Source organism: Rhizobium sp. 2YAF20 (genome assembly GCF_052114685.1).
Taxonomy (GTDB): Bacteria; Pseudomonadota; Alphaproteobacteria; order Rhizobiales; family Rhizobiaceae; genus Rhizobium.
In genome coordinates this window covers 1-11,470 of record NZ_JBFRFF010000077.1, presented here as the reverse complement: position 1 = coordinate 11,470, position 11,470 = coordinate 1, and the positions used below count along the sequence as shown (strand labels likewise).

At 60.3% G+C, this 11,470-nt stretch carries 13 protein-coding genes and 3 pseudogenes; 9 read left to right on the top strand and 7 right to left on the bottom strand.

What is annotated here, in order from left to right; translation table 11 throughout:
- The 7 genes from mdcA to AB4Z52_RS35145 all read left to right on the top strand — a co-directional run.
- The coding region (mdcA, locus tag AB4Z52_RS35175; protein WP_442222453.1) for a malonate decarboxylase subunit alpha at nt 1–1,561 on the top strand (1,561 nt) is incomplete at its 5' end.
- Nucleotides 1,562–1,571: 10 nt separating this feature from the next.
- Nucleotides 1,572–1,883, top strand: coding sequence for a malonate decarboxylase acyl carrier protein (mdcC, locus tag AB4Z52_RS35170; RefSeq protein WP_442222452.1), 312 nt, complete (start codon nt 1,572–1,574; stop codon nt 1,881–1,883).
- On the top strand, nt 1,880–2,791 hold the full coding sequence (locus AB4Z52_RS35165; RefSeq protein WP_442222451.1) for a biotin-independent malonate decarboxylase subunit beta: 912 nt from the start codon (nt 1,880–1,882) through the stop codon (nt 2,789–2,791). Before mdcC ends, AB4Z52_RS35165 begins: the two co-directional genes overlap by 4 nt.
- Nucleotides 2,778–3,500, top strand: a complete 723-nt coding sequence (locus AB4Z52_RS35160; protein WP_442222450.1) for a biotin-independent malonate decarboxylase subunit gamma — start codon at nt 2,778–2,780, stop codon at nt 3,498–3,500. Before AB4Z52_RS35165 ends, AB4Z52_RS35160 begins: the two co-directional genes overlap by 14 nt.
- Nucleotides 3,493–4,134 (top strand): malonate decarboxylase holo-[acyl-carrier-protein] synthase, encoded by a 642-nt coding sequence (gene mdcG, locus AB4Z52_RS35155; RefSeq protein ID WP_442222449.1) that lies wholly within the window; start codon nt 3,493–3,495, stop codon nt 4,132–4,134. Before AB4Z52_RS35160 ends, mdcG begins: the two co-directional genes overlap by 8 nt.
- Nucleotides 4,131–4,985, top strand: coding sequence for a triphosphoribosyl-dephospho-CoA synthase MdcB (mdcB, locus tag AB4Z52_RS35150; RefSeq protein WP_442222448.1), 855 nt, complete (start codon nt 4,131–4,133; stop codon nt 4,983–4,985). Before mdcG ends, mdcB begins: the two co-directional genes overlap by 4 nt.
- On the top strand, nt 4,982–5,902 hold the full coding sequence (locus tag AB4Z52_RS35145) for an ACP S-malonyltransferase (protein ID WP_442222447.1): 921 nt from the start codon (nt 4,982–4,984) through the stop codon (nt 5,900–5,902). Before mdcB ends, AB4Z52_RS35145 begins: the two co-directional genes overlap by 4 nt.
- Before the next feature lie 262 nt (nt 5,903–6,164).
- On the opposite strand, the pseudogene AB4Z52_RS35140 reads toward AB4Z52_RS35145, so the two are convergent.
- The 4 genes and pseudogenes from AB4Z52_RS35140 to AB4Z52_RS35125 form a co-directional block, all read right to left on the bottom strand.
- A pseudogene (locus AB4Z52_RS35140) lies at nt 6,165–6,998 on the bottom strand (IS5 family transposase); the annotation flags it as partial.
- Nucleotides 6,999–7,021: 23 nt separating this feature from the next.
- Entirely contained in the window at nt 7,022–8,047 is a 1,026-nt protein-coding gene (locus AB4Z52_RS35135; RefSeq protein ID WP_442222446.1) for a glycoside hydrolase family 25 protein, read from the bottom strand.
- Between the two features lie 553 nt (nt 8,048–8,600).
- Nucleotides 8,601–9,080: an RES domain-containing protein gene (locus AB4Z52_RS35130; RefSeq protein WP_442222445.1), complete on the bottom strand. Its 480-nt coding sequence runs from the start codon at nt 9,078–9,080 to the stop codon at nt 8,601–8,603.
- The gene (locus AB4Z52_RS35125; protein WP_442222444.1) at nt 9,081–9,692 is read right to left on the bottom strand and encodes an XRE family transcriptional regulator; all 612 of its coding nucleotides are present in this window, start codon (nt 9,690–9,692) and stop codon (nt 9,081–9,083) included.
- Nucleotides 9,693–9,817: 125 nt separating this feature from the next.
- On the opposite strand from AB4Z52_RS35125, the pseudogene AB4Z52_RS35120 reads away from it, so the two are divergent.
- Both AB4Z52_RS35120 and AB4Z52_RS35115 read left to right on the top strand, forming a co-directional pair.
- Nucleotides 9,818–10,258: pseudogene (locus AB4Z52_RS35120) on the top strand (IS110 family transposase); the annotation flags it as partial.
- A 65-nt stretch (nt 10,259–10,323) separates the two neighbouring features.
- Nucleotides 10,324–10,608: an aldehyde dehydrogenase family protein gene (locus AB4Z52_RS35115; protein WP_442222443.1), complete on the top strand. Its 285-nt coding sequence runs from the start codon at nt 10,324–10,326 to the stop codon at nt 10,606–10,608.
- Between the two features lie 8 nt (nt 10,609–10,616).
- On the opposite strand, the gene AB4Z52_RS35110 is transcribed toward AB4Z52_RS35115, so the two are convergent.
- From AB4Z52_RS35110 to AB4Z52_RS35100, 3 genes and pseudogenes are all read right to left on the bottom strand, one after another.
- Complete coding sequence (locus AB4Z52_RS35110) at nt 10,617–10,982, bottom strand: type II toxin-antitoxin system VapC family toxin (protein WP_442222442.1); 366 nt, start codon at nt 10,980–10,982, stop codon at nt 10,617–10,619.
- A complete protein-coding gene (locus AB4Z52_RS35105; protein WP_442222441.1) occupies nt 10,976–11,191 on the bottom strand; it encodes a CopG family transcriptional regulator in 216 nt (71 codons plus the stop codon). The genes AB4Z52_RS35110 and AB4Z52_RS35105 overlap by 7 nt, the downstream gene beginning before the upstream one ends.
- Before the next feature lie 120 nt (nt 11,192–11,311).
- A pseudogene (locus AB4Z52_RS35100) lies at nt 11,312–11,470 on the bottom strand (IS5/IS1182 family transposase); the annotation flags it as partial.

Below are 11,470 nucleotides of genomic sequence, written 5' to 3'. Positions count from 1 at the left end.
GCACCTCGTCGCTTTCCTGGAAGCGATCCTGAAGCCCGGGGATCGAGTTTGCCTTGAGGGTGACAACCAAAAACAAGCTGACCTGCTGGCGAGAGGGCTGTCTAAAGTCGATGTCGCCAAGATACACGACCTGCACATGGTACAGTCGGGTGTGGTCTTGTCGGAGCACCTCGATATCTTCGAAAGCGGCGTCGCCCGGAGGCTTGATTTTTCCTATTCCGGCCCGCAGGCGGCCCGCATCGCGCGCATGATGTTCGGTGGCCAGATCGAACTAGGTGCCGTTCACACCTATCTGGAACTCTTCGCCCGTTACTTCATTGATCTGACCCCGCAGGTGGCGCTGATTGCAGCGGTCAGCGCGGACAAGGCTGGAAACCTTTATACCGGGCCTAATACGGAAGACACGCCAACGGTCGTCGAGGCCACAAGCTTTGGCAAGGGGCTGGTCGTTGCCCAGGTGGGCGAGATCGTCGATCGCGTGCCGCGCGTCGACATACCTGCCGACCAGGTTCATTTCGTGGTGGACGCCAAGCGCCCCTTCTATGTGGAGCCTCTGTTCACGCGCGACCCTGCGGCCATTACCGAAACGCAAATCCTGACGGCAATGCTGGCTATCAAGGGACTATACGCTCCCTATGGTGTGCGCCGCCTGAACCATGGTATCGGCTTCAATACCGCGGCCATTGAGCTGCTGCTGCCGACATATGGCGAGCGACTGGGATTGAAGGGCAAGGTCTGCACGCACTGGGCGCTGAACCCTCACCCCACTCTGATCCCCGCCATCGAAGCCGGATGGGTGGAGCAGATCCATTCCTTCGGGTCCGAAGTCGGCATGGAAGACTATATGCGGGCCCGCCCCGACATTTTTTTTACCGGGGCTGACGGGTCGCTGCGCTCCAATCGTGCCTTCTGCCAGACCGCCGGACTTTATGCCTGCGACATGTTCATCGGCTCTACCTTGCAAATTGATCTTTGCGGCAACAGTTCGACCGTGACAGGCGGCAGGGTCGCCGGTTTCGGCGGCGCCCCCAACATGGGATCGGACGCGAGAGGTCGGCGCCATCCGAGCGAAGCCTGGTTGCGTGCTGGGAGGGAAGCCGACCCCGCCGCAGCCACCCCTGCCCTCCGCCGCGGACGCAAACTGGTCGTCCAGATTGGCGAAACCTTCGGTGATGGTATGGTGCCACTGTTCGTCGAGCGCCTGGCCGCCCTGGATCTGGCCGACAAGCTGCAGCTCGATCTCGCTCCTGTGATGGTTTACGGTGACGACATCACCCACATCGTGACGGAAGAGGGGATCGCCAATCTGCTGCTGTGCCGTGACAAGGACGAGCGGGAACAGGCAATCCGGGGCGTGGCCGGGTACACCGAAGTCGGCCGTGCCCGAGACCGCAAGATGGTGGAGCACTTACGTCAGCGCAAAGTCATCCAGCGTCCCGAAGATCTTGGAATAGATCCATTGGATGCCGATCGCAGACTGCTGGCTGCGCATTCCATCAAGGATCTGATGCTTGCCTCCGGCGGCCTGTACAGGCCGCCTACCCGGTTCCGCAATTGGTAAGGCCGACAGCATGGAAAATCTGCTCTATGAATTGAAGTCAACGCAGACTGGCGGAACCCGCGCCGTTGCTCTGGTGGGCGTCGTCGCTTCGGGTAACCTCGAAGTATTGCTTGAACGGCGGGAGACGCCCGACCGTTGCGTCATCGAGATCGCGACGCCGGCCCATGGTTTCGCCGCGCTGTGGGCGGCTGTTACCGAGGATTTCGCGGCACGCTCCGCCGCCGGCGGTCTGCGCATCACGATCAATGATGGCGGCGCACGCCCGGATATGGTGGCGCTACGCCTGGCCCAGGGCGTCCGGCTGATGGAGAAGCCAGAATGAACAATCCTCACAAGCTGCGCCGAAGCTGGTATGAAGAGTCTGCCCGCGGCCGATTGTTGCATCTGCTCGACGCCGACAGCTTCACTGAATTCTTGGGCCCGGAACGGCGGGAGACGAGCCCCCACCTTGCGCTCTTCGATTTGCCGCGGCAGTTCGACGACGGCATCATCGTCGGAGCCGGCCGCATCGACGGCCGCCCGGTACTTGCGGCCGCCCAGGAAGGGCGCTTCATGGGCGGCGCCATTGGCGAGGTGCACGGCGCCAAGTTGACAGGCCTGCTACATGCCGCGGGCAAGATGCAGCAGGATATCGTCATTCTCTTCGACACGGGTGGCGTACGCCTGCAGGAGGCCAATGCCGGTGAGTTGGCGATCTCCGAAATCATGCGCGCCGTGCTGGAGGCGCGATCCGATGGCGTGCGCGTCGTCGGTCTTCTCGGCGGTAGGGCCGGATGCTATGGCGGCGGCAGCCTGATTGCCGGCTGCTGTTCCGCGCTCGTCATCTCTGAGCAGGGACGTTTATCCGTCTCCGGGCCGGAGGTTATCGAGACGAACAAAGGCGTGGAAGAATTCGACTCCCGCGATCGCGCGTTGGTCTGGCGAACCATGGGTGGCAAGCATCGCTACCTAATTGGCGGAGCCGATTTCTTCGTCGAAGACGATGTCGCCGCTTTCCGGACTGGTGCGATTGCCGCGCTACAACTGCCCGCCACTTTGGACCAGGCGGTGCTGGACGCAGAGCAGACACGGCTCGAAGATCGATTGCGCCATTTTGGCGACGCCCATGATGCTACGGAGATATGGGCGCGGCTGCAAATTGAGCACCCCGGCGAGATACCGGAGCAGGACATCGAGACCTTCCTCGCCACAGCCAATATCCTTCGGGAGAGTGCCGATGCAGCTCGCTGATATCCTTTCCTCACTCTTTCCGGCCGGCCACGAGGTGGTGCAGGCGGGTGGACTTGTTACCGGTTGGGGCCAATTGAACCAACAAACCCGCATTGATCTGATCGGCATTACTGACAAGACCTATCCGGGCGTCGATGAGGCGTTAGCGCTGGCCGCGCATATTCTTTCGGTCGCTCGGCGGCCGGACGGATCGCCACTGTTGTTCCTGGTCGACTCCGGTAGCCAACGGATGAGCCGGCGTGACGAGCTCCTGGGTCTCAGCGAGGCCTTGGCACACTTGGCGAAGGCATTATGGCAGGCAGAGCGTGCGGGACACCGCACAGTGGGCCTTCTCTATGGGGGTAGCGCCGCCGGCGCCTTCATTGCCACCGCACTGGCTTGCGGGTCGCTGGTAGCCCTGCCCACGGCCTGGCCCGAAGTCATGGACCTGCCATCCATGGCCCGAGTGACCAAGCTGCCGCTTGCTACCCTGAAAGAAAAGGCCGAGACGACCCCCGTCTTTGCGCCAGGCCTCGATAATCTTCTTGCTACCGGCGCCATAGCGGAAGTCTGGGATCCAGCGGCCTCTTTGAACACTCAATTCGCAGCACTACTTGCCAAGCCTGTTTCGGGTGATCTGCGGGCTCGATTGGGCGCCGATCGGGGCGGCCGGCTGAAGACTGCCATGATTGCGGCCGAAGTAGAGCGGCTGGCTCTGCTCCATGATTGATGTTGCTGCCCTCCGCCGCCACGATCTCGTCTATGTGTGCTCCGAAGCATGGTCCGGCCTGCTGCACGGCCAAGTCGAGGGCGAAATAGAGCCCGATCTGCTTGCGTGGGCGACGTCGGGGCGACCGGCAATTTTCCGTCGTCGAATCTGCAGCGACTCGATGGACATCGTACCCTTGGGACTGCCCCTTCCTCCGGACATGGGACGCAAACGGCTTACGCTCGCCTGCCCGCCAACCGCGGTAATACTGGCAGCGCCTCCTCCTCTGCTAAGGGATGTGCTGCCCGCGGCACCGGCACGATGGCGCCCGGCCATTGGCGCGCTTTTGGAGGCAGACGTCTCTTGTCGCTGTTTCGGAAGTTTGGCGTGGCAATACCTGACCGGTCTTTCCTATCTGACAGGCACTTCCGATCTTGATCTTTTGGTCGCTTGTCGCTCGAGCGTAGATGCCACGCGAACGACGGCTCTACTGAACGATGTTGCCGAACGTGCGCCGATGCGTATTGATGCAGAATTGATCACACCTCGCGGCACGGCCGTTCAGTGGCGGGAATGGCTGTCGGGAAACCCTGAACTCCTGGTTAAATCCCATACTGGATCGGCCTTGATTGCGCGGGAGGCGCTCTTTGCATGACGTTTCCGTTGCTGGCTGAACGACAACGTGTCTCCGTCAAATATTGCGATCCCGAGCTGATCGGACAGCACGCCGCGCGAGCGCTAATTCTGGAGGTGGAAACTTGGCCCAAACCTGGACTGGTCAGCCACGTCGACAAGGGCGCTCACGCCGACATGGACGCCGCCCTCCTGCGGCTCAGCGCTCGAACGCTTGAACCATTCTTCATCGCGCTTGCCGAGGCAGGCGCCATGGGAGCGGGCATGGATCGCCTGCGCCAAATCGGCATGGAGGCGGAAAAGGCAATGCGGGATGCGACTGGGGGGGTAAATACCCACCGAGGCGCCATCTTCGGCCTCGGCCTGTTGGCGGCGGCTGCCGGTTTGGCAGCAACGTGCGATTGGCAACCGCCGCTCGGCCCCCTTATCGCATTGCGTTGGGGACAGGACATCGTCGACAAGGCACCGGAGCATGACAGTCACGGCAGCGTCGTGGCGCGACGCTACCGTGTAGGAGGCGCTCGGGCCGAGGCTGCCGCCGGCATGCCATCCGTATATGAGATTGCCCGCCCAGCCCTTGCCGAAGGGCGGCGCCTGGCTATGGGTGACGAGGAAGCTGCAAGGGTCCATGCGTGCATGGCCCTGATCGCGGTGGTCGACGACAGCAATTTGCTTTATCGTGCCGGTCCTGAAGGGTTGAACTTCGCTCGTGACAAGGCCCGTGCCTTCCTGGCGGATGGCGGAGTCGGACGGGCGAACTGGCGATGGGATGCCAAAGCCATTCACGAGGCATTCGTCATGCGCAATCTCAGCCCGGGCGGTTGCGCCGATCTCCTTGCCATGGCGCTGTTTACTGAGGTGTTGGAATTGTGACCCTCGCGCTGCTCTGTTCGGGCCAAGGTCACCAGAATCGGGAGATGTTCCGGCTGCTGGCAACGGAGCCCGACGCGCACCCCGTTTTCGAAGCCGCGACCGCAGTGCTCGGGACCCGCCCGACGGACTTCTGCCGGACCGCAGCTGAAGCCGCATTGCATGCAAATCGCGAGGGCCAGATTCTGTGCGTGACGCGTGCGCTTGCGATCGCGCGCGCACTTTTCCCGACGGGCGCGCCAAGCGAAACGATGGTGGCCGGCTACAGCGTCGGCGAAATGGCGGCATGGGGGGTGGCCGGCATCTGGTCACCCATGGATACCCTGAAGCTCGTCGATCAACGGGCTCGGGCAATGGACGCTGCGGCCGGGCCGGATGATGGGCTCGGCTATGTGCGTGGCTTGCCACAGGCGGCCGTGGAGCATCTGGTCGGTCGGTTCGGCTGCGCAATCGCCATTGTGAACCCGGATCTTCTGTTCATCGTTGGCGGTGATAGACGATCGATCGATACGCTCTGCGCAGCTGCGCTGGAGGAAGGTGCCGCGCGTGCCGCCCCGATGATGGTGCATGTCGCCTCCCATACAAAGCGGCTTGCGGGTGCGGTGGCACCGTTTGACAACGCTCTTGCCTCGGTAGTCATGAGCCGCCCGACCCTCCGTCTCATGACCGCCAGCGGCGCGACTCTTGTTGCCGATCCGCATCGCGCTCAAAAGGGTCTGGCACGGCAATTGGCCGAGAGGATCGATTGGGCAGACGTGATTGAAGCCTTGGCCGAACGCGGCGTCACTGCGATCCTCGAACTGGGCCCTGGCCGTGCTCTGGCGGAAATGGCAACCATTGACCTGCCTGCAGTAGAAGTGCGCGCAGTCGATGATTTCCACAGCCTCTCGGGCGTCAAGGCGTGGCTGGCTGCCCGCTGAAATCAAAGCCCTATCAGAGGTGATCTTTATTGATTCTAAGTCTGCAGCTGGAGCTCTTGAAAGGGCATCGTAAACTTAACGGCAAAGAGGCCAGACGATGACGCCGGCCTGTTTTGTAGGTTATGCGCGGGCGATTTTCGCCCATAGGCTCATCGCCGTTGCGCGCAACTCGCGATGATGGCTGCGGTGGTCGCCGATCCGCTCAGCGTAGCGTTGGTGCATCGGTCGAGGGATGGATGGATTTCGATCTTTGATGTTGTCGCTATGCCGCTGCTGTCTTGCAGCGGACGGAGTTTGGGCGCGCGCATGCGAGCATGCGGTTGAGGATGGCGCAACCAATCGCGACTTCGGTCTGCTGGGCACCGAAGGACCGCACTCGTAGTCGGTGTCCGATGATCGACTTGTAGCGACCGATCGCAGTTTCGACCAGCGACCGCTTGCAGTAGCCGGCCACAGCTTGCCACTTCATGCGCCCGTCCGCCTTGATCGCCGCTATGTGCCGGTCTCGCTGACTGGCGATCCCTGTATCCGAGCGAGCGATCGCGTTGGACCGAGGTGGAATGGCGATGGCAGCACAGGCGTTGTGCCTGCTGACGACGTCGTAGGTCGGGTCACCGTCATAGGCGCCATCGGCCGTGAACTGGCTAATCGGCACATCGATTTGATCGAGCAGCGGCTCCACCTGTGAGGCGTCGCCGGCATCCTGGTCAGTCAAGAGGTGAGCGATGATTTCGCCGCTGTCAGCTTACAATGCCAGATGCAATTTGCGCCAGCCTCGACGGGATTTGGCACCGTGCTTCTCTTCCAGCCACTGGCCAACGCCGTAGACTTCGAGCCCAGTACTGTCGACGAGGACGTGAATGGCCTCTTTCGTCGGAATTTTGGGACGCTCCCGCCTGCCAGCCGATCTCCATGTCTGCGCACGTCGGCTCAATGTCGTGTGATCGGGCACGGCGAGATCCAGTCGCATCACCTTCAGCACCGATAGCAGCAAACCCTCCGTCTGGCGCAGCCGGAGGCCGAACACCAAGCCGAACGCGAGGGCGGTCTCGATCGCCAGATCGGAATAACGTGGCTGGCCGTTCCGAAACTCCCGGAAGTGAGCCGCTCGCGCTCAGCTCAGCGTGAAGCAATCCAACGATGCCATTCGTCACCACTGCCGTGGAAGACATTCAGGTCGATCTTGCCATTGACGGCGTCCGAAAGACCGGAGCCGGAATATTGCCAGAACAGCCAGTTCCGCCCAGGGTATAGGTCTGAGGGATGCGTGGCCACCGAGCGTAGCCAGAAGGGATAGTCGAGCAACTCGCCCTGCAGGTTGTCGCGGTAGAAATCCGGGGCCGTGTAGATAATCGGTCGCTGACCGTAATAGCGCTCGAGCTTGTCGGCAAAGACCTGGATCTTTTCCAGAACCCGCTCGCGTGAAATCCGCTGCTTGCAGGTGGATTCACCGTTCCATTCGACATCGATGACGGGCGGAAGGGCATTCGCTTCTCGCGGGACATTGCGGATGAACCAGTCGGCCTGCTCACCGGCTGTGCGGCACCAGTAGAAGAAGTGGTACGCGCCGCGGCGCACGCCGGCTTCCTTGGCCTTGCGCCAATTCGTCTTAAACATCGGATCGAGATGATCGCCGCCGTCGGTTGCCTTGATGTAAGCGAAGTTTGCTCCTTGCGTGCGCAGCCGATCCCAGTCGATATCACCTTGCCAGCGCGAGACGTCGACGCCATGCACTGCGAGCTTCCGCGGAGACGATCGACCGAAATTGATCGGTTTGGCATCGCGGAACCGATGACCGTAGATTTGACCGCCGGATCGCGTGAACGTCGGCATCTCGGGCTTCGCCATACCGGTCCGTACCGCAGGCCTTGTCCCGGGGACGGGAATACCGACGCTGCCTATAGGAGATGCGAAGGCCGGTGGCACCTCCAACACTGTCCCAGCCAATTGCTCCCGCGAAACCACGGCTTTCGGCATGCTTTGTTGGACATTCGATAGCGGCAGCACATTTGATGGTCGCGTGATTGAACCGGTCAACTCCGATGAGGGGAGACCGGCTGCGATATGCTCAGGACTGGAATGGGACGTGCAGCCGGACAAAACTACAAAGACCAACAAGATTGCTGATAATGCCAATGAACGCATGAGAACCCGTACGCAAGACAATCGCCGATAGCGGATGCACTGTTGCGCCGCCAATTACCGTCGGTAGATTACCAAGAAAGCTTGAATGGGATCTTTATGGAAAGCCAAATAGGGCTGTTACCAACAGCCGCGTGGGAGCGACGCCCAAAACGGCGGCTTGAGCAGCCCGGGGGAAACTTTTGCGGCTGTCGGTTACGGGCGTAACCCTCTATTCGGACGGCAGCAGCGTCAGCTTCATAGTGTCCGGAATTCGCTTTCGAAAGGACGGAACGCTGGGCAAGCTACAGGAAACGTTGAATTTTCCTTTACCGACGAAAGGCAAACTCAAAAATGAGAGCGGAGTGCCTGACGGCCACAGGCCAATGCTGGCAAAGCCGTGCCGGGGATTAACGACCAGCGCACAGACCCGCCATGCCTCAGGAGAAATCGACCAGGGTCGCACGCAGGTCATTGATAACCGCGGCAAGCCCGGACGCACCAATCAATGGTACGACCCGTGCTGGCGCCAGCTTGGAGACGGCGCGGCCGAACACGGCAATATTCGTATGACCGTTCAGGCGGGACGGATAGATGATGCCGTCGGGAACCGACTGGTGCTCGTAGAATGCAAGCGACCACGAGCGCGCAAGGCTCTGACGCGAGGATTCGCCACGTCAGTTGGAACCCCCATCCTGACTGCGTGATCGTTTCGCAGGTCGACAAGGCTGAGTTCCGCAATCGTCTCGATCTCAGAGTAGCGCCGCGCATAGATTTCTTTTTCCTCAATCGGTAGATCGCCGAGAAGACCGTCGCGGCGATCACGCAGGACTGCCTCGAGGAAACAGACCTTGAGTGTTTCGCCCAGATAGAGAACGCCGAACCGCTTCGAGGCGTCACGTCGGCGCGGATCACTGAATCGGCTCGGCGTCTTTCCAAATCCCAGCGGGTCAGGAAAGGCCCTTGCGTAGATCCGGCCAAAGTCACTCCCTGGAGGAATAGTTTCGATATCGAGCGGCTGACGCTCGAAACCGGCAGGCGGCTTGATACCGGCCATTTAGCGAAAGTCACCGCGGGCAATGCCCACAGCTGCGGCGATCACCTCGCTATCCTGTCCGCGCTTCAAGGAGTCAAGCCCGGTCCGACCGTCAAGAGCGCCGTGGGGCGAAACAAGAAAGCGGTAAACGGCCCAGGCACCCCCCAGGATCTCATGCAGTTTCGGGAGCGCCGCATAGGGCCGGCCGTCTTGATCGAGCTGCCAGGCCGGAAAACGGAACCCGCGCTTGGCGCCGTCCAGGCCGAGCACCTGGCCGTTTTGACGCTTTGCATTGACCGTGACCCGCGAGACGCCAAGAAGATCGGAAAATGCGTCCGCGTTGAGCATGTCGTCCTCGCCGAGGATCTCCGCAACGCGGCGGCGGCCGCGTTCTCGTGCGGCTGTCAGGGCTGCCTGAAGCTCGTCATCCGGCTCGCCAGCCTCTTCGACCGGAAACGCACTCTCGCTAATCAGCGGGTCTTCCTCGACAATAGAAATTGTCTGCGCTCCGGCGCGCGGATCCACGGCGACGCGAAAACTCACCTTATGGCCCGCCTTCCGGCTCAGTTTCACCGCCTTGATATACTGATTGAGTAACGCTTTTTCGAAATCAGCCTTCCGAGGCAGTTTCATCGATAACGCGATGTTCGAAGAATCGCTTCGGGACTCGCTTTGGGCTCGGCTTCGGCCAATCCGAAGCAACCCCCGATCTCAGCTTATCGCGGGGGTGAGCCACCTTCACCCCGAGAACATACGGTCTGAGCAGATCGACCTGGCTGGTGACTTCATTGTTGCCGGGCAACGACGAGAAGATGTCAAAGCATCCGGTAGACGGCGGCGACGTTGCCGGGCTCTTGGATCGGTTTGCGCAGTTACAACAGAAGGCCCGGCTCCGAACGGGAAGATCGTTTCCCGTCGCCACGATCCAGGAAGCGGGACTGGACGGCTTTTGGATACATCGCGTGCTGGAAGCAAACGGGATCGAGAGTTACGTTGTCGATGCGGCTTCGATCGCTACTTCACGTCGGCGCCTGCGCGCGAAGACCAATAAGATTGATGGTGAAGCACCGGTCCGGGCACTGCTTGCGTTCAAGCGCGGCGAGCCACGTGTATGCGCAATGATCAAAGCGCCGAGCCCAGAGGACAAAGATCGGCGTCGCATTTGCCGGGAACGCAAAGTGTTAATTGCGGAACCGATCCACAAACCAGCGGCTGAGCGCCGATCCTGGCTGGTTACGCAGCCACAGCCACGACAGCTGAATCATTGTGGTGCGCAATCGCGGATTGCCTAAACAACAGCGAGTTCGGGCTTGCGGTTGGTATCTGGACTAAAGAATTTGCTAGAGCGATCCGAATGGCGGAAGGTCTGCAATCCGGCACCGTTTGGGTACCCGAGGCCGATAAGTTTACAGTACCTCTTTTCGTGATCCAGCAAGGGGACCGGAAATTCAGTTCGGCCTCCCAAAATACTAAGTCGCAATCGGCGCTCTTGAAGGATTGGAACCAGCGGCCGCACGATGGATTGGATAACGTCCTACCCTGGAACTAACGGGGCGTTCAGATTTCGTAGGGTACCCGAATGTCGGGCATTTCCTTCGGAAAATCCTTCGTGTTCCGGGTAACCAGTAACATCGAGTGAACATTGGCTGTTGCCCAGATGATCGCGTCGGGCAGTTTGATACGATGTAGCTGTCGCAGAGATACTGCACATTCGGCTATGTGATCATCGACAGCAATGACCGTAAATCCTGCTAGGAAAGCGCGTGTTCCGCTTGCCACCGCCGGCTTGGCACCGACGAGAACCTCCATCCAGGTGATGATACTAATGGCCTTTTCCTGATACCGCGTCAGCTCTTGTCGCGCTTGCTGTATGGCATTGAGATGGTCGATCAAGATGTTTGTGTCGAAAAGCGCTTTTACCATTCGCGACGAATATCTTCCTGATACGCCAAACCATCGACCTTTCGATCACCCCAGAGCCCAAACGCCTCTCCTTCGCTAGCGCTGCTGTTGCGAGCTAGAAAATCATCAATTGCCTTGCGGATCAGCGCTGCTCTCGACACTTTTTCTCGTTGCGCCAACCGATCCAGTGCCTTGACCTCTGGGTCACCGATGTCCACCAAGGTTCTCATGGAAAATCTCCGATATCAGATATCGACAGTATATATCATACACTATGCTCATTTTCAATGCCCGGCGGCGTTGGTGCAGGGATCAGTATGAAGGCGCGGCTCGGTCTTTGATGGGGTTGGTTACTTTGAATTCGCCGTTGCCGCTTTGCAACGGACGGAAACCGGGCGTGCAGTGTCAAGCATCCGGTTGAGAATGGTAACACCGATGGCAACTTCTGTCTGCTGAGCATGGAATGATCGTGCCCGCAATCGCCATGGAATGATCGTGCCCGCAATCGC

Bases quoted from the DNA above. Each gene is read 5' to 3' on its own strand.
- mdcC (WP_442222452.1), top strand. From the start codon at position 1,572: ATGGAAAATCTGCTCTATGAATTGAAGTCAACGCAGACTGGCGGAACC.
- AB4Z52_RS35165 (WP_442222451.1), top strand. From the start codon at position 1,880: ATGAACAATCCTCACAAGCTGCGCCGAAGCTGGTATGAAGAGTCTGCC.
- AB4Z52_RS35160 (WP_442222450.1), top strand. From the start codon at position 2,778: ATGCAGCTCGCTGATATCCTTTCCTCACTCTTTCCGGCCGGCCACGAG.
- mdcG (WP_442222449.1), top strand. From the start codon at position 3,493: ATGATTGATGTTGCTGCCCTCCGCCGCCACGATCTCGTCTATGTGTGC.
- mdcB (WP_442222448.1), top strand. From the start codon at position 4,131: ATGACGTTTCCGTTGCTGGCTGAACGACAACGTGTCTCCGTCAAATAT.
- AB4Z52_RS35135 (WP_442222446.1), bottom strand. From the start codon at position 8,047: ATGCGTTCATTGGCATTATCAGCAATCTTGTTGGTCTTTGTAGTTTTG.
- AB4Z52_RS35130 (WP_442222445.1), bottom strand. From the start codon at position 9,080: ATGGCCGGTATCAAGCCGCCTGCCGGTTTCGAGCGTCAGCCGCTCGAT.
- AB4Z52_RS35125 (WP_442222444.1), bottom strand. From the start codon at position 9,692: ATGAAACTGCCTCGGAAGGCTGATTTCGAAAAAGCGTTACTCAATCAG.
- AB4Z52_RS35110 (WP_442222442.1), bottom strand. From the start codon at position 10,982: ATGGTAAAAGCGCTTTTCGACACAAACATCTTGATCGACCATCTCAAT.
- AB4Z52_RS35105 (WP_442222441.1), bottom strand. From the start codon at position 11,191: ATGAGAACCTTGGTGGACATCGGTGACCCAGAGGTCAAGGCACTGGAT.